This window comes from Allomuricauda sp. d1 (assembly GCF_039592695.1).
Lineage (GTDB): Bacteria > Bacteroidota > Bacteroidia > Flavobacteriales > Flavobacteriaceae > Flagellimonas_A.
On record NZ_JBBUTK010000002.1, the window covers coordinates 916,319 to 940,940 of the forward strand.

At 43.8% G+C, this 24,622-nt stretch carries 25 protein-coding genes; 15 read left to right on the forward strand and 10 right to left on the reverse strand.

Annotation, left to right across the window (positions count from 1 at the left end):
- Positions 1–144: 144 nt before the first annotated feature.
- The 8 genes from AAAH86_RS11225 (at position 145) to AAAH86_RS11260 (ending at position 7,725) form a co-directional block, all read left to right on the forward strand.
- A complete protein-coding gene (locus AAAH86_RS11225; RefSeq protein WP_343487712.1) occupies positions 145–1,497 on the forward strand; it encodes a Na(+)-translocating NADH-quinone reductase subunit A in 1,353 nt (450 codons plus the stop codon).
- A gap of 3 nt (positions 1,498–1,500) precedes the next feature.
- The gene (locus AAAH86_RS11230; protein ID WP_343487713.1) at positions 1,501–2,778 is read left to right on the forward strand and encodes an NADH:ubiquinone reductase (Na(+)-transporting) subunit B; all 1,278 of its coding nucleotides are present in this window, start codon (positions 1,501–1,503) and stop codon (positions 2,776–2,778) included.
- Position 2,779: 1 nt separating this feature from the next.
- Positions 2,780–3,532 carry a Na(+)-translocating NADH-quinone reductase subunit C gene (locus tag AAAH86_RS11235; RefSeq protein WP_343487714.1) on the forward strand — a complete coding sequence of 251 codons (753 nt, stop codon included), beginning with the start codon at positions 2,780–2,782 and terminating at the stop codon, positions 3,530–3,532.
- A 1-nt stretch (position 3,533) separates the two neighbouring features.
- The gene (locus tag AAAH86_RS11240; RefSeq protein WP_343487715.1) at positions 3,534–4,181 is read left to right on the forward strand and encodes an NADH:ubiquinone reductase (Na(+)-transporting) subunit D; all 648 of its coding nucleotides are present in this window, start codon (positions 3,534–3,536) and stop codon (positions 4,179–4,181) included.
- Between the two features lie 10 nt (positions 4,182–4,191).
- Complete coding sequence (nqrE, locus tag AAAH86_RS11245) at positions 4,192–4,956, forward strand: NADH:ubiquinone reductase (Na(+)-transporting) subunit E (protein WP_343487716.1); 765 nt, start codon at positions 4,192–4,194, stop codon at positions 4,954–4,956.
- A 1-nt stretch (position 4,957) separates the two neighbouring features.
- Entirely contained in the window at positions 4,958–6,265 is a 1,308-nt protein-coding gene (nqrF, locus tag AAAH86_RS11250) for an NADH:ubiquinone reductase (Na(+)-transporting) subunit F (protein WP_343487717.1), read from the forward strand.
- 68 nt (positions 6,266–6,333) lie between these two features.
- Complete coding sequence (locus AAAH86_RS11255) at positions 6,334–6,708, forward strand: Na(+)-translocating NADH-quinone reductase subunit F (protein WP_343487718.1); 375 nt, start codon at positions 6,334–6,336, stop codon at positions 6,706–6,708.
- Positions 6,709–7,725: an FAD:protein FMN transferase gene (locus AAAH86_RS11260; RefSeq protein ID WP_343487719.1), complete on the forward strand. Its 1,017-nt coding sequence runs from the start codon at positions 6,709–6,711 to the stop codon at positions 7,723–7,725.
- Positions 7,726–7,801: 76 nt separating this feature from the next.
- Here the strand turns inward: AAAH86_RS11260 and AAAH86_RS11265 are convergent, their stop codons facing one another.
- Genes AAAH86_RS11265 through gpmI form a run of 4 tightly spaced genes read right to left on the reverse strand, consistent with a single transcriptional unit; the run spans position 7,802 to position 11,346 of the window.
- Entirely contained in the window at positions 7,802–8,572 is a 771-nt protein-coding gene (locus AAAH86_RS11265; protein ID WP_343487720.1) for a methyltransferase domain-containing protein, read from the reverse strand.
- 25 nt (positions 8,573–8,597) lie between these two features.
- On the reverse strand, positions 8,598–8,951 hold the full coding sequence (locus tag AAAH86_RS11270) for a GxxExxY protein (protein WP_343487721.1): 354 nt from the start codon (positions 8,949–8,951) through the stop codon (positions 8,598–8,600).
- Between the two features lie 37 nt (positions 8,952–8,988).
- Complete coding sequence (map, locus tag AAAH86_RS11275) at positions 8,989–9,804, reverse strand: type I methionyl aminopeptidase (RefSeq protein WP_343487722.1); 816 nt, start codon at positions 9,802–9,804, stop codon at positions 8,989–8,991.
- Positions 9,805–9,843: 39 nt separating this feature from the next.
- On the reverse strand, positions 9,844–11,346 hold the full coding sequence (gpmI, locus tag AAAH86_RS11280) for a 2,3-bisphosphoglycerate-independent phosphoglycerate mutase (RefSeq protein WP_343487723.1): 1,503 nt from the start codon (positions 11,344–11,346) through the stop codon (positions 9,844–9,846).
- 189 nt (positions 11,347–11,535) lie between these two features.
- Here gpmI and AAAH86_RS11285 point away from each other — a divergent pair, with 189 nt between their 5' ends.
- Positions 11,536–11,937 (forward strand): ankyrin repeat domain-containing protein, encoded by a 402-nt coding sequence (locus AAAH86_RS11285; RefSeq protein ID WP_343487725.1) that lies wholly within the window; start codon positions 11,536–11,538, stop codon positions 11,935–11,937.
- Between the two features lie 108 nt (positions 11,938–12,045).
- On the opposite strand, the gene AAAH86_RS11290 is transcribed toward AAAH86_RS11285, so the two are convergent.
- The 5 genes from AAAH86_RS11290 to AAAH86_RS11310 form a co-directional block, all read right to left on the reverse strand.
- Positions 12,046–12,219, reverse strand: coding sequence for a DUF6747 family protein (locus AAAH86_RS11290; protein ID WP_343487726.1), 174 nt, complete (start codon positions 12,217–12,219; stop codon positions 12,046–12,048).
- A gap of 118 nt (positions 12,220–12,337) precedes the next feature.
- Complete coding sequence (locus AAAH86_RS11295) at positions 12,338–13,105, reverse strand: M48 family metalloprotease (RefSeq protein WP_343487727.1); 768 nt, start codon at positions 13,103–13,105, stop codon at positions 12,338–12,340.
- Positions 13,106–13,148: 43 nt separating this feature from the next.
- Positions 13,149–13,850: a M15 family metallopeptidase gene (locus AAAH86_RS11300; RefSeq protein ID WP_343487728.1), complete on the reverse strand. Its 702-nt coding sequence runs from the start codon at positions 13,848–13,850 to the stop codon at positions 13,149–13,151.
- Between the two features lie 129 nt (positions 13,851–13,979).
- Complete coding sequence (locus AAAH86_RS11305; RefSeq protein WP_343487729.1) at positions 13,980–15,143, reverse strand: gliding motility-associated C-terminal domain-containing protein; 1,164 nt, start codon at positions 15,141–15,143, stop codon at positions 13,980–13,982.
- Position 15,144: 1 nt separating this feature from the next.
- Entirely contained in the window at positions 15,145–18,075 is a 2,931-nt protein-coding gene (locus tag AAAH86_RS11310; protein ID WP_343487730.1) for a hypothetical protein, read from the reverse strand.
- Positions 18,076–18,321: 246 nt separating this feature from the next.
- On the opposite strand from AAAH86_RS11310, the gene AAAH86_RS11315 reads away from it, so the two are divergent.
- The 6 genes from AAAH86_RS11315 (at position 18,322) to AAAH86_RS11340 (ending at position 23,921) form a co-directional block, all read left to right on the forward strand.
- Complete coding sequence (locus AAAH86_RS11315; RefSeq protein ID WP_343487731.1) at positions 18,322–19,065, forward strand: carboxypeptidase-like regulatory domain-containing protein; 744 nt, start codon at positions 18,322–18,324, stop codon at positions 19,063–19,065.
- Entirely contained in the window at positions 19,062–19,859 is a 798-nt protein-coding gene (locus AAAH86_RS11320) for a carboxypeptidase-like regulatory domain-containing protein (protein WP_343487732.1), read from the forward strand. The genes AAAH86_RS11315 and AAAH86_RS11320 overlap by 4 nt, the downstream gene beginning before the upstream one ends.
- A 119-nt stretch (positions 19,860–19,978) precedes the next feature.
- Positions 19,979–20,497, forward strand: coding sequence for a DUF6702 family protein (locus tag AAAH86_RS11325; RefSeq protein ID WP_343487733.1), 519 nt, complete (start codon positions 19,979–19,981; stop codon positions 20,495–20,497).
- A 60-nt stretch (positions 20,498–20,557) separates the two neighbouring features.
- Entirely contained in the window at positions 20,558–22,882 is a 2,325-nt protein-coding gene (locus AAAH86_RS11330; RefSeq protein ID WP_343487734.1) for a M1 family metallopeptidase, read from the forward strand.
- A 178-nt stretch (positions 22,883–23,060) separates the two neighbouring features.
- A complete protein-coding gene (locus tag AAAH86_RS11335; protein WP_343487735.1) occupies positions 23,061–23,339 on the forward strand; it encodes a twin-arginine translocase TatA/TatE family subunit in 279 nt (92 codons plus the stop codon).
- 3 nt (positions 23,340–23,342) lie between these two features.
- The gene (locus AAAH86_RS11340) at positions 23,343–23,921 is read left to right on the forward strand and encodes a phosphatase PAP2 family protein (RefSeq protein ID WP_343487736.1); all 579 of its coding nucleotides are present in this window, start codon (positions 23,343–23,345) and stop codon (positions 23,919–23,921) included.
- A 28-nt stretch (positions 23,922–23,949) separates the two neighbouring features.
- On the opposite strand, the gene AAAH86_RS11345 is transcribed toward AAAH86_RS11340, so the two are convergent.
- Entirely contained in the window at positions 23,950–24,591 is a 642-nt protein-coding gene (locus tag AAAH86_RS11345; protein ID WP_343487737.1) for an O-methyltransferase, read from the reverse strand.
- Positions 24,592–24,622 lie beyond the last annotated feature (31 nt).

Genomic DNA, 24,622 nt, shown 5'->3' on the forward strand with positions numbered 1-24,622 from the left:
AATTTAGCCGTCAAAGGTAAACAAAATGTATGCCGTATAAATTAAGCTCGATGTAATCCCAATTTTCTAGGCAATTATTATGAAAACAATCGGTTAAGTAGTAAATTTGCGTGCAATTTTTCATAACATAAGGTCTACATCAATATGTCTAAAGACATTAAGATTAAAAAAGGTTTGAACATCAACCTTGTCGGCGCTGCTGAACATACCACTTCAAAGGCCGTTTTAAGCAATATCTACGCATACAACCTAGAAGACTTTCATGGCATCACCCCTAAAATGATGCTCAAGGAAGGAGAAGAAATCAAGGCTGGCGAGCCGCTTTTTTACAATAAGAGCAATGAGGCCATGAAATTTGTTTCACCGGTCAGTGGCGAATTGGTCGAAATTTTCAGGGGGGCGAGACGGCGTATCTTGACCCTAAAGATTTTGGCGGATAAGGAACAGGAGTTTTTGGTCAACAAAAAAGTGGATCTAGAAAAGGCCGATGGCGAAGAATTGCGCGAGCTGTTGCTTGAGTCAGGTTGTTGGCCCTTTATCAAACAGCGTCCGTATGATAGGGTTGCGAATCCTGATGTGGTGCCAAAATCCATCTTCATCTCAGGCGTGGCCACAGCACCTTTGGCAGCAGATGTAGAATACGTGTTGAGCGGAAAGGAAAATGAGCTGCAAGCGGCCATCACCGCATTGTCAAAAATGACCCCCGGAAAGGTACACATCTCGGTCAAAGACAAGGCAAATTCTGTATTCTCGAACGTTGAGGGGGCAGTTTTGCACAAAGTCTCGGGCCCACATCCAGCAGGTCTGGTCGGTACGCAGATCAATAAAATAGATCCCATCAATAAAGGAGAAACGGTCTGGACGGTCGCTCCACAAGATTTGATCATCATTGGCGAGTTTTTGCTGACGGGCAAGTTCAACGCTGAGAGAACCATCGCTTTGGCAGGTTCGGCAGTGAAAACACCAAAATACTACACTACAAAAATCGGGACTGAAATCTCGACCTTTCTGTACGCGAGTGGGGTGAATCTCAAGAAGTTCCGTTTGATCAACGGTGATGTGTTGACAGGCAGCAGGGTCAAACCTGACGGCTATCTTGGTTTTTACAACAGCACGGTGACTGCAATTCCTGAAGGTGATGATTATGAATTCTTTGGATGGAACAAACCGGTCTTCAATAAGATTTCACCCACAAGGGCCTTGACATTCTCTTGGATGCAGCCCAACAAAAAGTATGATCTTGACACGAATACCAATGGCGAACATCGGGCATTTGTGGTTACAGGACAATATGAGAAAGTATTTCCATTGGATATTTATCCACTGCAACTGTTAAAGGCCTGCATGGTAAAGGATATTGATGAAATGGAACAATTGGGGCTTTACGAGGTGGCTCCCGAAGATTTTTCCCTCACGGAATTTATCTGCATCTCAAAACAACCGCACCAACAAATAATCAGGGAAGGACTTGATTTATTGTACGAAGAAATAGGATAAAAGATGGCATTACAGCTCAAAAGAAGATTGCACATTATCAAAGAAAGGTTCAAAGGCAAAAAAATGGCTCCGGCCTTCAATGCCCTGCACACTTTTTTGTACACACCCAATGAGACCACCCATGGTGGAACCCATGTGAAGGCGGCAGATGACCTGAAGCGTACCATGAACACGGTCATCTTGGCCTTGGTGCCCTGTTTGCTGTTCGGTATGTTCAACGCGGGGTATCAGCATTATTCGGCCATCAACGGTTTTCCAGAGAATTTTTCACTGTTCGAGCACTTTTTGACGTGGGATAATTTCTGGGTCGGTGTGACAGAGGTACTGCCCTTAGTCATTGTTTCTTATGGGGTTGGGCTTCTCATCGAATTTATTTTTGCCGTCATCAAAGGGCATGAGGTAGAAGAAGGATACTTGGTTACCGGTATGTTGGTACCATTGATCATTCCTATTGACACCCCCCTTTGGATGTTGGCTGTTGCCGTTGTCTTTGGCGTGGTCATCGGCAAAGAGGTTTTTGGCGGTACGGGCATGAACATTCTGAATCCGGCCTTGACCATTCGCGCGTTCTTGTTTTTTGCCTATCCTACATGGATGAGTGGTGACAAGGTTTGGGTGCATGGTGCCAAAGATGGTATCACACAAGCAGGTTCAACCGATGCCATTTCTGGTGAAACGGTCTTGGGCTATTTGGCACAAGGCAATAATGCCGAGGCATTTGCCAAGTATGATTTGTCAGAGATGTTTTTTGGGTTCATTCCCGGTTCGGTGGGTGAAACCTCCACATTGTTGATTTTGCTTGGGGGCTTGTTCCTGATCTTTACAAAAATTGCCAGTTGGCGCATCATGGTCAGCGCTGTGATCGGTTCACTGGTCATGGGCTTGATCTTCAATGGGGTCGTTGAAGCCGGGTGGATTCAAGAATACAGTAAATTCTACGGACTGATGAGCTTTGATTTCTGGCAACACCTTATTGTCGGAGGCTTGGCCTTCGGTATTGTTTATATGGCCACCGATCCAGTGACCGGCTCACAGACCAATAAAGGAAAATGGATTTATGGATTTCTGATAGGTTTCCTCTCTGTCATGATTCGGGTGTTCAATCCGGGGTATCCTGAAGGGGTGTTCTTGGCGATTCTTCTGATGAACGTTTTTGCACCGACCATCGACCATTATGTGGTTCGCGGCAATGTCAGAAGACGTTTGAAGCGAATGCAGAACGCGACCATTTATCCAAAGTTATCCGAAGGAAAAGAAGAACTAAAAGCAGAAGCAGTTTAAAATGGCGATCAATACAGACAAAAACGTTTATACTGTTATTTTTTCGGTAATCATGGTGGTGATTGTAGGCTCAATCCTGGCATTTCTTGCCACAAGCCTGAAACCCAAGATCAGTGAGAACGAGCGTTTTGAAAAACAGCAGAACATTCTTTACGCAATGGGCGTGAATGAGAACGAGGGCGAGGGTGATGTGGTATTTGTGCCAACGGATAGGGTGGAACAAGCTTTTTCAAAATTTATCACCAAACAATTGGTAGTTGATACCGATGGAGATACTGAAGTCGATAGTACCGCATACCTAATTGACGTGAAAAAACAACTCGCTGCTGTAAAGAATGGCTCAGAGGGCAAGTTGCCACTATTTGTGGGTGAAAAAGATGGTAAGTCATATTACATTTTACCGATGTACGGTAAAGGCCTGTGGGATGACATCTGGGGCTTCATGTCACTTGATGAGAACATGGTCGTTCAAGGTGTATATTTTGACCACAAGGGCGAAACCCCTGGGCTCGGAGCAAACATCAAGCTCCGTTATTTTATGGATGATTTCAAAGGCGAGTACATTCTAGAGGATGAAAGTTGGGTCGGTATTGAAGTTGCAAAGGGCAACAACGATCCCTTGAACAACGATAAAGAAGACCACCAGATTGACGCTCTGGCAGGTGCAACCATTACCGGTAACGGCGTGGCCGATATGATCAAAGAAAGCCTAGACCTCTACAAACCATATTTAAAAACGATTAAGACGAATTAGTATGGCGCTATTATCAAAGAAAGATGCGAATCTAATCTTAGACCCCCTTGCCGACAACAACCCCATCACCATTCAGGTACTGGGTATTTGTTCGGCCTTGGCGATTACCGCTGAATTGAAGGCTTCGGTTGTTATGGCCATTTCAGTGATTTTCGTAATGGGTGTGGGCAATATTGTGATTTCGCTCTTGCGGAATGTCATTCCCTCAAAAATTCGAATCATTGTACAATTGGTAGTCGTGGCAACCTTGGTAATCATTGTTGACCAAGTGCTAAAAGCTTTTGCCTATGAGCTCAGCAAAACGCTTTCAGTTTTCGTGGGCTTGATCATCACCAACTGTATCATTATGGGCCGCTTTGAGGCTTTTGCACTTGGTAATGGCATCTGGCGTTCCTTTTTAGATGGTATTGGCAATGCCCTTGGTTATGGTGTCATTTTGATTATCGTTGGATTTTTCAGGGAATTATTGGGCTCAGGAACCCTTTTTGGTTACAAGGTTTTGGGCGACCCCATCGCAAAAACGGGATTGTATTCCATTGGATATGAAAACAATGGATTTATGATCATTCCCCCCGCCGCGTTGATTGTGGTAGGTATCATCATTTGGGTACAACGCTCAAGAAACAGGGCATTGATTGAAGAAGCATAAACAATAAAAGATGTTAGAGCATTTAGAGTTATTTTTTAAGTCCATTTTCATTGACAACATGGTGTTTGCCGTGTTCTTGGGAATGTGTTCCTATTTGGCGGTTTCAAAAAAGGTCACCACAGCGGTTGGTTTGGGTGCTGCGGTCATATTCGTGTTGGGCGTGACCGTGCCGTTGAACTGGTTGTTAGATCAGTATTTGCTGCGCGATGGGGCTTTGGCTTGGTTGGGTCCAGAATATGCGGATTACAACCTGAGCTTTTTATCGTTCATTCTGTTTATCGCCACCATTGCCACCATGGTACAGTTGGTAGAGATTGTGGTTGAAAAGTTTTCACCCTCACTGTACAATTCCTTGGGTATCTTTTTGCCCCTGATTGCGGTGAACTGTGCCATTCTTGGAGGGTCTTTGTTCATGCAGGCACGTGACATTCCTACGCTCGGCTTGGCATTGAATTATGGTATCAGCTCGGGTATAGGTTGGTTTTTGGCCATTTTGGCAATTGCGGCCATCCGTGAAAAGATTCGCTATTCAAACGTGCCACCACCACTGCGCGGATTGGGTATTACGTTTATCATTACCGGCTTGATGGGCATCGGTTTTCAAAGTTTTGGAGGGATGTTGACTGGTGATAACGAACCGCCTGAAGATGCAGAAGTCACCGAATCCATCGAGAAAGAAGATAAAGAAACACCGACCGAAGAGGTCACAGAATTAGAAAAAGAAATTGAAAAAGACGACAAGACTGTCTCTTATAACGAAGTCATAAACGAATAAGATGATTTTAGCTACAACCGGAGGTACCATTCTGATTACCGTAGTTGCATTTTTGATATTGTTGTTGCTCTTGGTGGCATTGTTGTTGTTCACCAAAGAAAAATTATCACCCTCAGGTCCGGTAACATTGACCATCAACGGTGAAAAACAAATAGAGGTTTCGTCAGGGGGAACGTTATTGTCCACCTTGGGGAACCAAAAAGTATTTTTGCCCTCAGCCTGTGGTGGTGGTGGAACCTGTATTCAGTGTGAATGCCATGTTTTATCCGGTGGGGGAGAGGCACTGCCTACCGAAACACCACACTTTTCCAAAAAAGAATTGAACGAAGGTGCGCGCTTGGCCTGTCAGGTCAAGGTAAAACAGGATATGGAAATCACCATACCTGAAGAAGTTTTTGGTATCAAAAAGTGGGAAGCTACCGTGGTCAGAAATTACAATGTTGCTTCCTTTATCAAGGAGTTTGTGGTTGAGATTCCTGAAGATATGAACTACAAGGCAGGTGGATACATACAAATTGAAATTCCCCCCTGTGAAATTAAATACGAAAATATTGACATCACGGCCCATCCTGAAGAACATGAGACACCTGATAAGTTTCAGGCGGAATGGGACAAGTTCAACCTTTGGCCTTTGGTGATGAAAAATACAGAAACAGTAGAGCGCGCCTATTCAATGGCGTCGTATCCAGCGGAAGGGCGTGAGATCATGTTGAACGTGCGTATCGCAACCCCACCATGGGATCGCTCAAAAAATGGGTGGATGGATGTGAACCCCGGTATCGCATCGTCTTATATTTTTGACTGTAAGAAAGGTGACAAAGTAACCATTTCAGGGCCGTTCGGAGAGTTCTTCATCAACGAGTCAGAAGCCGAGATGCTCTATGTCGGCGGCGGTGCGGGTATGGCCCCAATGCGCTCGCATCTGTATCATTTGTTCAAGACCTTAGAGACTGATAGAAAAGTGACCTATTGGTACGGGGGTCGCTCAAAACGAGAGTTGTTCTATATTGACCACTTTAAACAGTTAGAGCGGGATTTCCCAAACTTTAAGTTCTATATGGCGCTATCAGAGCCTTTGGAAGAAGACAACTGGAAGGTCAAAAAAGATATCAATGATGAAGAAGGTGATGGTTTCGTTGGTTTTATTCACAATTGTGTCATTGACAACTATCTAAACCACCACGAAGCCCCTGAAGATATTGAACTGTATTTCTGTGGTCCACCTTTGATGAACAAGGCCGTTCAGAAAATGGGCGAAGACTTTGGTATTCCTGATGAGAATATTCGTTTTGATGACTTTGGAGGATAACCTTTAGATATACAAAGATAGACCTGACAGGTTTTCAAAACCCGTCAGGTCTTTTTGTTTTTGGCTATATGGACAATGAAAATGAAAGAAGAGAGCTCACCCAACAAGAACTGCATAATCTGGCTATGAATATTGTTGGCCGACAGTTGGAAGCCGACGGATTTGAATTCATGGCGGTCAACAGCAAGCCGAAGAAGAATCCACAATTTGTATGCTTAAAGAATAAAGTACTTCATTTTATTGTAGTGCGAAATGTAACCCATCCCAATAATCCAAGAGAGTTTGATGAGGGCTTGATGGAGAAAATGAAAAACCATGCCGATAAGTTTGAGGCAAGAACCTATTATGCGGGTGTGGGCCTGACAAATGCTACAGACCAACAACTTCCCGTGTATCTCAATGAAGATTATATTGTAGATTACGAAGGTCTAATAGAACTATAAATGCGGATTTCTCTACTTTTTTTGATATTGATATTTTTTTTGGGATGCCAGTCAGACCCGCTGGTAAAAAACCAAAATATCGGCAATGCCTTGGGCACTACCTATGCCATCACCTATATTGCCGATGAAGAACTGGATTTTCAAAAGGAAATCGATTCTGTTTTTCAGGCGGTGAACCAATCGATGTCGACCTACATTACAAATTCTGACATCTCAAAAATCAACGAAGGAGATTCCACCGTGGTTGTTGACAAGATGTTTGAAGAGGTCTTCAAGCTTTCAAAAAAAGTACATGAAAAAACATCGGGCTATTTTGACCCTACTGTGGGTGTTCTGGTCAATGCATGGGGCTTCGGGCCCGGTCAGCAAATAGTACTGGATAGTACAAAAGTGGATAGTCTTTTAGAGTTTGTTGGCTGGAAAAAGGTGCATTTGAATGCAGAGGGTACGATTGCCAAAAGTCACCCTGCGATACGTTTTGATTTCAATGCGGTGGCCAAAGGCTACGCCATTGACCGATTGGGGGCCATGCTTGATGAAAAAGGTATTAAAAATTATTTGGTCGAGGTAGGGGGCGAGGTTTTGGCCAAGGGCACCAATCTTGTTTCTGAAAAGCGATGGACCGTGGGGATTGACGACCCACAGGTAGTTCAGGGTAGAAAACTAAAGTTGGCCATCGCGCTCAAGGATAAGGCCTTGGCGTCTTCTGGTAATTACCGCAAGTTTCGTGTCGATACAGTGACAGGTAAAAAATATGTGCACACCATTGATCCAAAGACTGGCTATACCAAAAACTCCAATGTTTTGGCGACGAGTGTGGTAGCAAACGATTGTGCCACTGCCGATGCCTATGCCACGGCTTTTATGGCAATGGATTTGGACGAATCCATTAAACTGCTCGTGAAGCAAGAAGAATTGTCTGCTTACATCATTTACCTGGACACCGAAGGGGAAACCCAAGAATTTATGACACCTGGGTTTGAGGCATTGGTCGTTGACTCGATAATCGAGAATTAATGTTCCGGATGCTTGCGTCGAAGTCTAATGTACATTTTCTACCAATGATCAGTGGGCTTGTCCGTCCTGAGATAGTTTACGAAGGTTTTGAAACAAACGGAATGATTTCACCCTTTGCCAAACGATAACGTTCTATTTCTTCTTCTGAAAGCTCTGATGTCAAATCAACTTCCTTAACTTCAAACCCGACTTTTCTGAGTATATCGAAGTAATCCCTGCCATAAATGCGTACGTGGTCGTATTGGCCAAAGATTTTCGCCCGTTCTTTTTTGTCTGTGATGGTATCATCCTCAAAAGTGGCTTCACGATTCAAATCTTGCGGAATCTGAAACACGCCCCAACCACCCGGTCTCATGACCCTATAGAGTTCTTGCATCGCCTTTTTGTCATCAGGGATGTGCTCCAATACATGGTTACAAAGAATCACATCAAATGAATCATCATCAAATGGAAGGTTGCAGATATCAGCTTTAATGTCGGCCAGCGGTGAATTCAAATCTGTCGTGGTGTAATCAAGATTCTTGAGTTTCTTGAAACGTTTGTGAAAAGCTTGCTCGGGGGCAAAATGCAAGACTTTCAGGTTTTCAGTGAAAAAGTCGGTCTTTTCCTTTAAAAAAAGCCATAGCAATCTGTGCCGCTCAAGCGATAGGGTAGAGGGCGATAGCACATTTTCTCTCGGATTTTCATAACCGTAGGGCAAAAAACTGCGGAAACTTTTGCCATCAATGGGGTCTGTATAATTGTTTCCCCTCAAAAACACTGCCAGAATAGGTCTGGCCAAATAGCTCAGTTTAATGAGCCATGGTCTTGGTAATAGGTTAAGAAAGTACTTAAATATCTTGGACACGAATGGCACGAATTTTCACAAATACTTATAACAGAACTCTTTTGTACGTGAGACTATCTTCTCCAAAGTTAACCAGTAACCCTAATTTTAATTTTGATACGGCAAGATAGTTGAGTGTTTGTTTGATATGGCTATCGGTAATTGATTTTATAGCCTTGAGTTCTAAAATAATTTTGTCTTCGTTTACAAAATCTGCGTAGTAATGAAGAAATAGTTTAGTGCCTTTATAAAGAATATCAAATTTTACTTCTCTTTCATATGGCACTCCATTTGTTTTTAGTTCAAATTCTAAAGCATCTGAATATACAACCTCGGTAAACCCTTTTCCTAACTCATTATGCACATCCATGCACAATCCGATAATAAAAAAAAGATTCATCTTTATAGATTAATTTTTCAGAGAGCATTCGTGAAAATTAGTGAAATTCGTGTCTCTTGAACGCTGTTTCTTCATCAGATTCAATGCCCAAGGCATTATAGATATATTGAAACGTGGAAAGCAATTCGGGTTTGCCATCAATCAGGGCGACATCATGTTCAAAGTGTGCACTGGGTTTGCCATCAGCGGTAAGTATTGTCCACCCGTCTTTTAATTGTTTGATGCGCCGTGTGCCCATATTGATCATGGGTTCAATGGCAACGACCATACCATCGACAAACTTTTTGCCCCGACCTCTTTTACCATAATTGGGCATTTCAGGGCCTTCGTGCAGTTTTTGGCCCAGTCCGTGGCCGACCAATTCACGAACGACCCCATAGCCATGGCTTTCGCAGTAGTTTTGAATGGCAAAACCGACATCACCGACACGATTGCCAATTTTGAATTCTCGAATGCCGATATACAGTGATTCTTTGGTGACCTTCAAAAGTTTTTTTGTCTCTTCGGCAACTTCGCCAACCTCAAAAGTATACGCATGATCGCCGTAATATCCGTTTTTAAGCGCCCCGCAATCCACAGAAATGATATCCCCTTCTTTCAATGGTTCGTCATTGGGTATGCCATGGACCACTTGGGCATTCGGACTCCAATTCAACGTATTCGGAAAGTCGTACATGCCCAAAAAACCGGGTGTTGCACCTTCTTCGCGAATGAACTCTTCGGCCATTTTGTCCAATTTTAAGGGATTGGCTCCAGGTTTGATTTCTGCGGCCAGCATGCCCAGTGTTTTTGAGACCACTTGGGCACTTTCACGCAACAACTCAATTTCTTCTAAGGTCTTGATTTTTACCATGGGTGCAAAGATACACGGATTTCAAAAAGCGAATCGCAATCAGACCAATGATTCTTGTGTCATGGCTTTGGGCTTTTCAATACCCATTAGATGAAGAATTGTTGGGGCGATATCTCCCAAAACCCCACTTTTGATTTTTTTGATGTCATCATCGACCAAAATCAAGGGAACTGGGTTTGTGGTGTGCGCCGTATTCGGGCTTCCATCGGGGTTGACCATGGTATCACAGTTGCCATGGTCGGCAATAACAATTGTAGAATACCCATTGGCCTTGCCCGCCAAAATCACATCTTTGGTACATTGGTCAACGGTTTCGCAGGCTTTGATGGCAGCTTCCATAACTCCGGTATGGCCCACCATATCTGGATTGGCAAAATTGAGACAGACAAAATCGACTTCCCCTTTTTGTAATTCTGGTAAAATGGCATCCCTGATCTCATAGGCGCTCATTTCAGGTTGAAGGTCATACGTGGCCACCTTGGGCGAGGGGCACAAAATGCGCTCTTCACCCCCAAAGGGTTCTTCCCTTCCGCCATTAAAAAAGAAGGTCACATGGGGGTATTTCTCTGTTTCGGCAATACGTATTTGTTTCTTTCCCGCTTTGGAGAGCACTTCTCCCAAGGTGTCGTGAATGTTTTCCTTATCATAAACCACCTTGACGTTTTCAAACGTGTCATCATAATTGGTCATGGTGACATAATACAAATCCAATTTTTCCATTTCAAAATCAGGAAAATCTTTTTGGCTTAACACCTGGGTAAGTTCACGCCCCCGGTCGGTTCTGAAATTGAAGAAAATGACAACATCCCCCTTGGTGACCGTTCCATCCACATCCAACAGAATGGGTTTGATAAACTCATCGGTAACCGTTTTGTTATAGCTCATCTGCATCGCTTCAGAGACGTTGCCAAACCGTTCGCCTTCACCATTTACAATAAGGTCGTAGGCCAATTTGATACGCTCCCAGCGTTTGTCTCGGTCCATGGCATAATACCTGCCGATGACCGTGGCCAGCGTTGTGTTTTTATCGGTACAGAAGTTTTGCAGGTCTTCTAAAAAGCCTTTGCCGCTTTTTGGGTCAACATCCCTACCGTCGGTAAAGGCATGGACGAACATATTATTTACACCGGTTTGGTTGCCAGCTTCGATAAGGGCCTTCAAGTGTTCAATATGGCTGTGAACGCCACCATTACTGACAAGCCCTAAAAAATGGACTTTTTTATTGTTCGTCTTTGCATATTCAAAGGCATCTTGGAGTACCTTTTCATCTTTGAGCCTGTTTTCTTTCACGGCCTTGTTGATCTTGGCCAAATCTTGGTAAACGATTCTACCTGCGCCCAAATTCATGTGGCCCACTTCTGAATTGCCCATTTGCCCCTCGGGAAGCCCTACGTTCATTCCGTCTGTCAACAGTTCGGCATTCGGGTAAGTTTTGTACAGTGAATCAATAAATGGTGTTTGTGCTTTTTCAATTGCCGACACATCAGGATTGGGTGACTTTCCCCATCCATCCAAAATCATCAAGATTATTTTTTTATCCATTTTTTGTTGCAGGTGTTTATTTTGACATATTCAGTAAAAAATGTCTTTTTCTAAAAGAAAGATTATAGAAAGTCCTTCTCGTTGTGCATTTTGTTAAACCTTAGTTATTTAATTGTTAATCTCGTAACATTTTGCGAATAAGTCAGTCTATTTGGTATAAACAATTCATTAATCAAAAATTTATTCATCATGAGAAAAACAATTCTAACCTTAGCCGCACTTTGCCTTTTGGTTTCAACACAGGCCAATGAACTCGACAACCCAACCAAAGTTACGAAAGACATTCACCTTGCACCAGACTTTAAACTGAATTCTTTCTGCAATGCCATTATCAAAGGTGATGTAGAAACAGTCAAAAAAATGATAGAGCTTGGCGAAGATGTCAACCGCAAATCACTGGGCATGGCCCCCATTCACTTTGCAGCCCGTTACAACAAGGCAGAGATACTTGAGCTCTTGATCGAGAATGGAGCTGATGTAAAGAAAAAGTGCGACAAAGGTTACACAGCAATGAAACATGCAGAATTGTCAAATGCAACTGATGCAATCGCTGTTCTCGAAGAAGAAAAAGCTAAGAAAAAGAAGAAGTAACAGCTGAGTTTACACATCAATCAAAAAACCCATCCGCCAAAGGCGGACGGGTTTTTTTCATTTACCTTATAGTGTTCAAGTAAAAGAGTAAATTTTTCGTTTTATATTTTAAAAATAATAATCGAATCCTGTAAAAACCCTATAAATAAAGGCATAAATCGCCATTGATAGCATCAGGGCACAGAATACCGAATATACTTTCAAGAGCAATACCACGATTTCGGGCTTGCAGTTTGAAAATGCCTGCACATATAAGTTTTTGAAATGTAAAAGTGTTCCCATATAGTCTGTTTTTCTGGTACTACAGCTATAAGGGATTAAGTTTGAATAAGTAATTTGGGAACCATAAAGATACGTAAAACAGCCTAATCGCCAGTTTTTATCGCTGAATTAACACTATTTATCGACCTCTATACTTTTCGATGGCCTCACGTATTCTCTCAATGCGGTTTTCAGGATCGGGATGTGTGCTTTGAAACTCGGGCACCCTATTCGGGCCGGCAGCGGCCTTTAAAATTTCCATCACCTTGATCATTTCATAGGGGTCATAGCCTGACTGCATCATCAGAAGTACCCCAAGGTCATCGCTTTCAAGCTCATCGCCACGACCGTTTTTCAGCAAGGTGTTCTGACCAATGCTGCCGACAATGCCCCCTGCATCGGCACCCACTGTAGCACCCATGGTCACGGTTTTCCAAAAACTGCTTTCAGCAATACGTTCTGCGGAATGCCTGCCAATCACATGGCCGATCTCATGGCCCAATACCCCGGCGAGCTGGGCTTCGTTCAATTGTTCAAAAAGTGCATAAGTGATAAAACATTGCCCACCCGGAAGTGCAAAAGCATTGATGGTCCGATCATCGGCCAAAAGATGAAAATCATATTCATAGGGTGTTTCACGGGCCACACTGTTCTGCACCAGTTTTTGGCCTACTGCATCGACCAACGCCTGCATACGCTCATCAGGGTACAAACCTCCATGTTGTTGGGCTATTTCTGGGGCACTCTGCAAACCGATGGCAATCTCTTGTTCGGGGGTCATGTTGATGTGCTGCACCCTACCCGTGTACGGATTCTCTTCTTTATTGCTGCATTTCTGGATAAAGGCAAAGGCAACGATGGCCAAGCCGATGAGAATACGAATTTTCCAACTTCCCCTACTTCTCATGACAGTCAGTGTTCTAGGCGAAAGAAAGATACAAAAATTGGGGCTATAATAAGACTTGGTTGATATCCAAAATGTTGTCTTGAATATAGGTCTTCAGAAAATTGGAGGTGAAGTGGTCACATCCTGCAAACTCTTCTTCTGAAATCAATTTTAGGATGTTCAGCTTTCGATAAGCCGAAAGCATGGGTTTTGAAATGGGTGCATAACTGTAGTGCCAAGGTTCATATTTAAACCCTTTCCGCTCCGGATTGTCAGTGTAGACCAAGTAAAATCCAAAATCTTCAGAATGCTTGTCCAACCATTTTTTGAAAGGCGCATACGGACCTTCACCTTCAAATTTACTGGGGACGAGCACATCACCCGATACCTTTTGGTTACCATCTACAATGTCGATATCGGTGGCCCAATGGTGCCTGCTGGTGCCCGGTATCGTAGAATATTCGATGATTTTGTCAATGGCATCCGCGGGTTGCATTCCGTCATCTTCGGTGTATCTGATGTATTTGCGCTCCCAAATGCGCTGTTGGTGGTAAAAATCGCGATAGCTCGAGACCATCTGTATTTTGAATCCGTCTTTTTGTGCAGCTTTCTCCATTTCAACAAAGGCATCGTAGGCTGCTGCACGTAGGTTGATGCCCTCTCCATACAAATCGATATCGGCTTTGCCCATCAATTCGTCAACGGAATATTCAGCAGTGTTGGCGAAACCTTGTTGGGGCGCACAGGCCACAAACAAACTGGCCATACTCGATTGTTTTACAAAAGACCTTCTTTTCACAGGCTTAAAGTTTATTAATGCTTGTTTCGTGTATTTTGAATTACAAGCATTACAAACTTAAAAATTCTAGAGGTAACCGGAACAGTGGAGATGCCACTAACGATCTAAAAAAAGAAACCCCTGATATTCTAGGTTGAGGTCGTTGAGCGTGACAATGTAGTAGTAAATGCCCTCTTCAAGGCCAGTATCGCGGCTGATGACAAAGTTATCGGTGTTGGCAAATCCGTTGAATTCGTTTACATAATTGGTTCGCTCGAACACTTTTTGGCCCAGACGATTGTAGATGATCAATACATTGTTGGGGGATTCTTCCAGTCCATCAATGACCAGAAAATCGTTGATGCCATCGCCATTTGGACTCAAAAAATAATTACCCAAGCTTGGGTTGTTGACCGGAAAAGTGTCGGTAGGCAAGGGCACGGTGCCAAAAGTGATGGCTCCGTAATTGTTGGGCACAAAGGTATCTGAGGTGATAAAACCCTCAGTGATGTCGCCCCCGAATGCCGCATTGCCCAAAACCACCCATTGGTTGCTTGATAGGTTGTAGCCCACCACGATGATTTCTTCCGGAGTGTTGGCCAAATTGGCCAAGTTGCTGCGGGCATTCCAATTAATGGTGATTCGAGAGGGTACATCGCCCTGCAACACCCAAAACTCCGTGGCCGAAATTTGACCAATATCACGCACCCGGTTATCGGTGTCAAACTGTTGGTCATACGTCAATGGATTGTTGGGATCCTCAAAGAAATACGCACAGTTGGCAAAAGCGTTTCGCCCTTCACTTTCGAGCAATAGCGAACGCAATTGCTCGGCATCACCCACAGGAAACGAAAAGGTCGCTTTATCGGTCACCGCAGCAAAACCGACCACTTTTGAAGTATCGTTTTCCCCCGTAAAAAAGGCGTCTTGCAAAAAGTTGAGGTTGATGCTGGGGTCGGTCACCTGCGTCTGTACATTGCCGCCAACAAAGTTGGCATTGTTCACTACGGAAACAGGAACATTTAAAATCACATCGCCTGCGGTAAAGAACTCCACATCATAAAAGGTAGGGGCCACCGTGCCATCAACAAAAAGGGGAAACCCACCATAAAACCCTACCAAGCTCTCACCAGTGGTAAAGACATTGTCATTGATCAAATCAACATGAAAGCCGACTTGCCCTTGGTCATGTACCTGCAACCCACCTGAATTGTACAAAGCGGACTGGCCGGATGCCAAGAGGCAACCGAAAAAGAGTGTTATGCAGAATAACTTTTTCAAATTAAAAATCTAAAACTGTAAAATGCCATTCGGTTACAATTAAAAAATTAGTAACGTTGTTTCTAATTTCAACAGTGAAATTTCCTGGGTTTTGAGAAGTAACATAAATTCTATTATCACCTTCCACGGTTAACTGTATGATATAATCATCAGTAGGTCGGGCAGTGGTGAGACTCACAACGTTTATACCCCCTCCTCCTGTAACAGTTGCTCCACTAACTCGAATAGAATTGGCTCCATTTGCTTTACCCATAGCAACTACAGAAGGTTCTTTCCATTCGGTCCCAGTTGTTGTGGCAGTCAAAACATCACCCGCATTTCCTGTATTTCCATTTTCATCCAGAAGTTGTTCAGTAAGTTCAAGACTTCCATTTATAGTGGTTTCTGTGTCATTTCCAATTTCTCTTATGTTTACTGCTTCTAATCCACCAGTTACTATTCCCAATTGATCTTGAGCAGGAAGATAGAGGCCGGTATTGGTGTCTGTATCATTTGCAAAACCATATGCGGGGTTTGACAATGTTCCATCTGAATTTGAAATTCCCTCAGTTCTTGTTCTGCCATTAGCGACATGTAATTTAACTCCAATTGCAGGGTTATTTGTTCCAACCCCTAATCTATTACCTGTTTGATCCCAAAATAGTTGGCCATTATTTTCTGTTAGAGCCCCAGTTACATTATCTGCAAAAAATACAGAGCCAGATATGCCAGTAACAGAACCCGTATCGTCGTCCGCTGCGGGCTCCCATGCGGTCGTGGTGGCGTTCCACTTGAGCACCTGCCCGTCCGCGGCCCCCATGTCACTGAGGTCGGCCAGTGCTATGGTCGCGTCGTCGATCTTGGCCGATGTCACGGCGTCGTCGGCGAGTTCGAGCTGGTCGGTGGCGTTGATTGCGATGGTGGTCCCGTCGACGTTGACGTCATAGCCCGCTGCGGGGTCGAAATCTGAAAGCCCGTCGTCGCCTTCGGTGTCTGTGAACCCTGTCCCGCCGTCGTCGTCCGCTGCGGGCTCCCATGCGGTCGTGGTGGCGTTCCACTTGAGCACCTGCCCGTCCGCGGCCCCCATGTCACTGAGGTCGGCCAGTGCTATGGTCGCGTCGTCGATCTTGGCCGATGTCACGGCGTCGTCGGCGATGGTCAAAATACCTACGTTATTCATAGTTGCATCTCCGCCTACAATTTGCTCTGTTGGTATATTGGATCCATTACCGATTAAAATATTGCCATTTGTTAGTGTAGGGATACCTGTTCCACTCGTGTTATCGAAGTCTGTAATCCAACCTCCTAATCCTGCATTGGCAGCATCACTCCATTTTAAAATTTCTCCATCGTTGGCCCCCATTCGGTTGAAATCTTCGGCTAGAATAGTGGCATTATCAATTTTTGAACTATCAACAGAATCATCATCCAATTTTGCATTGGTAATTCCAGAATCCGCCACTTGCAAGGCATTGACTCCATTGATTTCAATGGTAGCATTGTCGACATTGACATCTAAATTGTTAGCACCATCGAGGGTAAGGGCATCGCCAGCGGTAAAGTTTGTACCGCCGCCACCTTCTTCGTCATTTGCGGGTATCCAAGTAGCGCCGTTCCATTTTAATACTTGATTTAGGGTAGCTCCTTGTTGGTCAATATCATCGCCCAGAATAGTGCCATCGGCAATTTTTTGCGTGGTTACCGCATTGTTTTGGAGATCAACGTTTTGAACTTGGCCGTTTTGAATCCTAGCAGAGTTAATAGCATTGTCATTGATTCTGAATTCGTTTCCAGGACTACCGTCTCCAATTATTGTAATTAAATCCGCTTCCTCCGTACTCCCCCCAGAAGAGATGATTTGATTGTCAACATAAGTTTTAACAGCATTTTGAGTTGGGTATAAAGTGGTAGAATTACCAAGGTTGGTATTGTCAGACTTGTTTGCCAAATCCTCTTTTTGGGTTAAAGCAGTAGTGTTTGCATCAATGGCATTTTGTAGTGGAGTGGCATTAAAAAAAGCACCGCCATCACTTCCCGGTGTAATTGAGTTCCCTCCATTGCCGCTAACTATTGTTTGGGTTGAACCTGAAATGGCATTGTTAACAAAAGTTCGCACCGCATTTTGTGTGGGGTATAAAATATCAGAATTGCCAAGACTTGTATCTGTGGATTTATTTGCCTGATCTTCTTTGAGTGTTAAGGCATTGCTATTGGCATCAATCTGTATCTGTAGACCACTGTCGTCATACAAGGCACCACCATCTGACCCTGCCGTGATGGAATTGGGTGTGTCGCCACTGACAATGTCAGCCCCAGTGATAAAGCCAGCATCGTTTGGAAAGTCGGTTAGGCTTACCTGTCCAGGGTCGGTACCAATATCGATTTTTTCTTCGCTCACGGAACGAGCATTCAGTTCTGATTGTGTTACGGAATTTTCTGCTAATTGAAGGGCTGTTATTGATGCAGCTTGTATGTTGTTAAACCCATTTATTCGGCCTACTTCAAAATTATAGTTGTTGCCATTTTGTGTGATAATTATTGATTCAAGAAAATTTTCAATAGGATCAGTACTAAAAGTCAATTCAGATAGCGACTCTAATTCTACGCTCACCGAATTGCCCTCACTGTCGGTAAGTACCAAGTTGCCGTCTACAATCTCTAAACTCTCATTGGTCGTACCATTCAAGCCCTCGCAAAGATTAATCCATTGCGCACCTTCAAAATAATGCACACATTGCGTGTCGGTATTGTACACCAGGGCACCCCGCAGCGGGCTCAGGCTGTTCATCTGGGCACTGTTCATTCTTGAGATGACCAAGACCCGTGAGCTGCTTTCAAGCTCCAACACCGATGCTGGGTCAATGGTCTGTGGATTGTCACCGATCTTGACCTGCGCGGTCGCAGAAAACATAACAAGCAAAAAAAGCGGTACGAATCGTAGTGGTGTTCTCATGGCCAGGATATTAAGCGGAATAAATGCCCGAAACACAAATGTAACCTTCTCTCTAATTTGGCCTAATTTTATACGTTTAAATGCACCCTGCCAAGGTTGAAAGGAGACCCGCCCAAAACGGATTTAAAAACCATTTTATCGCAGGGCTGTGGCACTGTTTTTGAACAATTAACAAAAGTTTAGAACCCTTAAATTTTTTTATGCCACCCTGAAGGATTTTCTTTAAGGTATACTAGGCTCAAATTTATGATACGTTCAACCACTGTTTTGCTTCTTCTTTTTATAGGTTTTACCCTGCACGCCCAAACTGACAATGGCCGTGAGGTATTGCGGGGCCAAGTACTGTATCGAGACAGCAATGTGGCCAATGAGAATGTGGTGAACTCTACCACGGGGCGGGCCACCATAACCGATGATAATGGCCGCTTCGTTATCTTGGCCAAGACAGGGGATCAGCTGGTCTTTACCGCCGTAAACTATCAATTGGAAATCGTGACGGTCACCGATGAGATTATGCGAAAAAAGCGTTTGGTGGTCGAGGTCAATGAAAAAGTCACTGAATTGGATGAAGTGGTCGTCAGCCCCGAAAACCAGCAAAAGTTTTTGGAGATGGAAAACGAACGGTTCAAAAAGGTCGAATATGAAATTGATCGCAGCACTGAAGTTGAAAACGTGGCGTATACCTCACAGAACGAACGTATTCAGGGGCAGCTCAATTTTGTGAATATTTTTAAGGCGTTGTTCATTCCTGCAAAAGGGCAAGATGGGGTGCAACGTGAACCCCTCAAGGTCAGTGAGGTGTTGCGACAGGTGTATGACGATGAATTTTTTGTGGTGGATCTACGGTTGCCGCAAGACAAGATCGATGAATTTTTATTGTACTGTGATGATCGGATTCCCTCGCAAGAACTGCTGCGCAAAGACAATGAATTTGAACTGATTGACTTCTTGGTGACCCAAAGCAAAACTTTTTTGGCCGAACAGGAATGAAACCTGCCCTTCTTTTTTTCTTTTTCTGTGGTCTTTGTCTTTCCTCGGTGGTTTATGCGCAAGAGAGCAAACAACTGAAAGGCAAGGTCATTGCCCCCAATAAAGATGTGACAGGAGTCGTGGTACGGAACATCAATACCCAAAATGCTGTTATCACTGATTTTGAGGGCAATTTTTCAATCAACGTGCAACGGAATGACACCTTGATTTTTTTGGCGGTGCAGTTTAAGAATAAAGTCCTTCCGATTACTTCATCAGTGTACAACACGGCATTTGTGAACGTTCCTTTAGAGGAGTTTGTCAATGAATTGGATGAAGTCGAGGTACGGCCCTTCAATCTTTCAGGAAAACTTGATGAAGATGTCAAGACCTTGCAGTTGGAAAAGGATGTCAGTGCCGAAGCTCTTGGTCTTCCCAATGCAGGGGCAAGAATACCGACACAGAGTGAGCGTAAGCTTCAAGAAGCATCCAAAGGCATGTATTCGCTTAGCAGGCCACTTACTGTTTCCCTGAATCCCATAATCAATGCCATAACTGGACGTACTAAAATGCTGAAAAATAGAGTGAAAATTGACGCAACATATGCACAGACCCAAGAAGTACAAGTGTCTTTTGACCATCGCTTTTTTAAGGAAGTTTTGAAAATTCCCGACGAAAAAGTGGATGACTTTATGTATTTCTGTGAGGTGGATAGCACATTTCAAGAGATTGTTGACACCGGCGATCAATTGAAAATGTGGGAGTTTTTAAGGTTCAAAAGTGTTGACTATCGGAAGAATAATGGTTTGGAGTAGGTTTGTTGGATGCTGGATGCTCGGTGTCTTATGCTAAATGGGAAGGTGCTTTTTGGGATTTGGATTTTAGGGCTTGTAATTTCATTGAATCCTTGGCATGACGTTTGCTTAATTGAACTATGATGAAAACGAATAGAAAGATTGTATTGTTCTTGATGGCGGTTTCCGTCCTTATGGTATCCTTTGCGACCACCCACAAATTTTATGTCAGTGTGACCAATATCAAATATTCTGAAGAAGACACTGCCTTTCAAGTGACCACCCGAATCTTTATCGATGACCTTGAAAATGTGCTCAAAGAGCGCTATGAGGTTGAACTGGGTCTCGCCACTGACAGAGAATCTGAGACTTCCGAAGCATACATCGAAAAATACTTAAGGTCAAAATTTGTCATCACCATTGACGGTGAACCTGTCAAATACGATTTTTTGGGCAAGCGCTATGACAATGATGTGGCCATTTGCTATATCGAGGTGCCAGAAATGGTTCTTAAAGACATAAAAACCATGAGCGTACAAAATGAAATCTTGACCGATCTGTTTGAAGAACAGAAGAATATTGTGCATGTAAAATGGAAGGACAACAAGAAGAGTTTCGTGCTCATCAAGGGCAATGATAAAGGAATGTTAAACTTCTGACATTGCCTTAACGATTAGTTAAAAAGGGTTATTTTTCAACGTTTTAAAATCAAAGTAAAAATGAATAAATACAAGTATTATTTTGCTTCCTTGCTCTTTGTTTTTGGGGCTTCATTGATGGCCCAAGAAGGAGAAGAGGAAAAAGAGGAGCGAAAACCTGGCCACTACAATCAAAGTAAGTTCAAACAGTTGTATGAAGAGTTCTCCACTCCGAATACCTATCGTTCGGCTTCGGGCATGCCAGGCCCCGACTACTACCAACAACAGGCCGATTATGTCATGAACATTGAGCTTGACGACAAAAATGCCAAGATTTATGGCGAAGAAACGATTACCTATCATAACAACTCGCCCGATGATCTTGAGTTTCTTTGGGTGCAGTTGGACCAAAATGTGCGTGCCAAAGATTCAAAATCGCCTTTAAGAAACGGTAATGGGGTTAACCTTGCCTATACCACCGGTAATTTTGCGCAGACCTTTGTGACCGAGCCTTTTGATGGGGGTTTCAACATCGAATGGGTAAAAGATGCCAATGGCAAACCATTGTCGTATACCATCAACCAGACGATGATGCGCATCAACATTCCACAGGCATTGAAAAGTGGTGAGCAGACCTCATTTTCCATCAAGTGGTGGTACAACATTCCCGATCATACGGTCAACCGTGCGCGTTCGGGCTACGAATATTTTTCTGGGGATGGCAACCGTGCCTACGTGATTGCGCAGTTCTTTCCGCGTATGGCCGTCTACAGCGATGTTGAGGGCTGGCAAAACCACCAATTCTGGGGAAGCGGCGAGTTTGCCTTGCCTTTCGGAGATTATGAAGTGAACATCACCGTGCCCGCAGACCACGTGTTGGATGCAACGGGAGTACTTCAAAATCGCAAAGACGTATTTTCAAAAGACATGATGAAGCGCTTCGAGCAGGCCAAAAAGTCGTATGACAAGCCAGTTCTGATCGTAACGCAAGCGGAAGCTGAAGCTGCTGAAAAAAGCTTTTCCGACAAGAAAAAAACATGGAAGTTCAAGACCGAGCCGGGCAAAATGGTTCGTGATTTTGGCTTTGCCACCTCACGTAAGTTTATTTGGGACATGCAGGCCGTCAAAATTGGCGGTAAAGATGTAATGGCGGTTTCCATGTATCCAAAAGAAGGCAATCCGTTGTGGGAAGAGTATTCCACCAAGGCCGTCGTGAGCACTTTAAAATCATACTCTGAGCACACGTTTGATTATCCGTATCACAAAGCGATCTCCGTCCATGCCAAAAACCAGGGAATGGAATATCCCATGATTTGCTGGAATTACGGAAGGCCCCGTGAAGACGGTACCTATGATGACCGTACCAAATACGGTATGATCAGTGTGATCATTCACGAAGTGGGGCACAATTTCTTTCCGATGATCGTGAACTCTGATGAGCGTCAATGGGGCTGGATGGATGAAGGTTTAGATACCTTTATGCAGTACATCGCCGAGCAAGAGTTTGGTGAGAAATTTCCAGAGGCCATCGCGCCCAATGAAAAATATCCTTCCAGAAGGGGAGAACCCGCCAAAATCGTTCCCTACATGGCGGGCGACCAAGAGTATATCGCTCCGATCATGTCAAATCCTGAGAACGTGTACAGTTTGGGTCCAAATGCGTACGGAAAGCCTGCGACCGCATTGAACATACTTCGTGAAACGGTGATGGGCAAAGAGTTGTTTGACCATGCCTTTAAAACATATTCACAGCGTTGGAAGTTCAAGCACCCGACCCCTGAGGATTTCTTCCGTACCATGGAGGATGCCTCTGCGGTTGATTTGGATTGGTTCTGGAGAAGTTGGTTCTATACCACCGATTATGTGGATATTGGCGTGAAAGAGGTCAAAAAATACTACGTGACCGACAAGCCAACCAAACAAATGGAAGAATACATGGCCGCACGTAACCTTACGGAAGCCGATTTGCCGCCTTTGGTGTATTTGGCTGAAGAAGACAGTGAAGATTTTAGCGAAGACTTGAAAGGTAAATCACCTTCTGAAACTTCGACGACTTTAAAGGAGTTCATGATGGACAATATGACGGCTGAAGAAAGGGCCGAGGTCGAAGAGCCCAAATATTTCTATCAGGTCACTTTTGACAAACCAGGGGGCATACCCATGCCATTGATCGTAGAATATACCTATGCCGATGGCAGTAAGGAAAACGTGACCTATCCGCCAGAGATCTGGAGAAAGAACGATGCCGAGGTGAGCCGTGTGATTTCTTCGGATAAAGAATTGGTAGGTATCGTTGTAGATCCAAAATTGGAGACTGCCGATATTGATACCACCAACAATGCATGGCCCTTGAAAGATCAAAAATCTGATTTTGACCAGTTCAAAGAAAAGGTCAAAGGAAAATAGTTAACATTACATTAAAAAGGCCCTGCATTTTTATGCGGGGTTTTTTGTTTAATCGACGCAAGCTGTCAGGTTGAGCGCATTCGAAACCTTTCAGACGACCAATGGTTGTATTCCGTTCTACCGACATATTTTCAAAACTTGCTTTCAAACACTCCGCAACTTCAATTATATTTGTGTCATGCAATTTTTGTTTATCAGCGGGGGAGAGATTTTCTTCATTCTATTCATTGTCGTGATGGTATTCGGGGCGGATAAGCTTCCGGGTATCGCAAAAGGTCTCGGCAAGGGCATGCGCCAATTGCGCGATGCCACTGATGATATCAAACGCGAGATTCAAAAAAGTGCCGAAAAACAAGGTATCGATACCGATTTTACCAAAGATATCCGCAAAGAGATTGATGAGGTCAAAAAGAACGTCGATGATGTGACGGGCACCATCAAAAGGGGCACAAAATAGGTTATGCTCAAGAAATTGCTCGAATGGGATCGAGACACTTTTATCTACTTGAACAATCTGGGCATTGATGACCATGACGTATTTTGGACAGCAGTCACCACCATTTCAAACTGGACACCCCTTTTTTTGCTCTTCATCGTGTTGCTGATTTACAAGTACGGAAAAGTGGAAGGGCTCTACAAAGTGTTGACCCTTTTGGTCATGCTGCTTTTCGTGTTGTCGTTGACCTACCTCACCAAAGAATGGGTGGCCCGGTTACGCCCCAACAACGATACCCAGGTGAACACCTTGATTCGAATATTGCAAAGCCCGCATGATTATAGTTTCTTCTCGGGCCATGCAGCTTCGTCTTTCTCGATCACAACATTGGTGTACCTGTTCCTACGGAAAAAAATGGCATGGACTTGGGTATTCTTTCTTTGGCCGATACTCTTTGCCTTAAGCCGAATTTTTGTTGGCGTACATTTTCCCATAGATATTCTGGTGGGCATGTTGGTGGGAATCACATCTGCGGCCTTGTTCTATAAATTTCACAAAAGTTTTATTGGCAAAATACGTTTGGGCAGATCTGAGGGAAGGTGATTTTTCATCTTTTATCCGAAACCCGAAACTATTTGACCCTACTCAAGGTCAGTCCATCCCTGATGGGCAACATCACCGTTTCCAATCTAGGGTCTTCTTTGAGTCGTGTATTGAATTTTAAAAGCGCTTTGGTCGCTTTGTCATTCTTTTCCAAAGGTTGTGCGACCTTGCCCGACCAGAGTACGTTATCTGAAAGAATCACACTTCTTGATGTTGTCTTTGGCATGACCACATCAAAATAGGCATTGTAATTACTTTTTTCGGCATCGATGAACACCAAATCGAAGACCATATCCAATTTTGGAATAATTTCAAGGGCATCCCCGACATATTGTACAATTTGCTTTTCAAAACCACTTTTGTAGAAGTATTTCTTTTGAATGTCATGCAGCTCTTCGTTCACATCAATGGTGTGCAATTGCCCGTCAGGGGTCAATCCCTCAGCAAGGCAAATGGCAGAATACCCCGTGTAGGTGCCAATCTCAAGAATTTTTTTAGGAGCTATCATTTTTGACAACAAACTCAGTACCCTGCCCTGGTGATGCCCGGTGATCATTCTTGGCTGTACCACTTTAAGATATGTTTCACGGGTAAGTTCAGCCAGTATCTCAGGCTCATTTTGTGAATGTTCCGTAATGTATTGCTCTAGATCTTGCGATAAAAAGTGCATGCTTGGCTTTTCGCGAAAATAGCTAAATAAG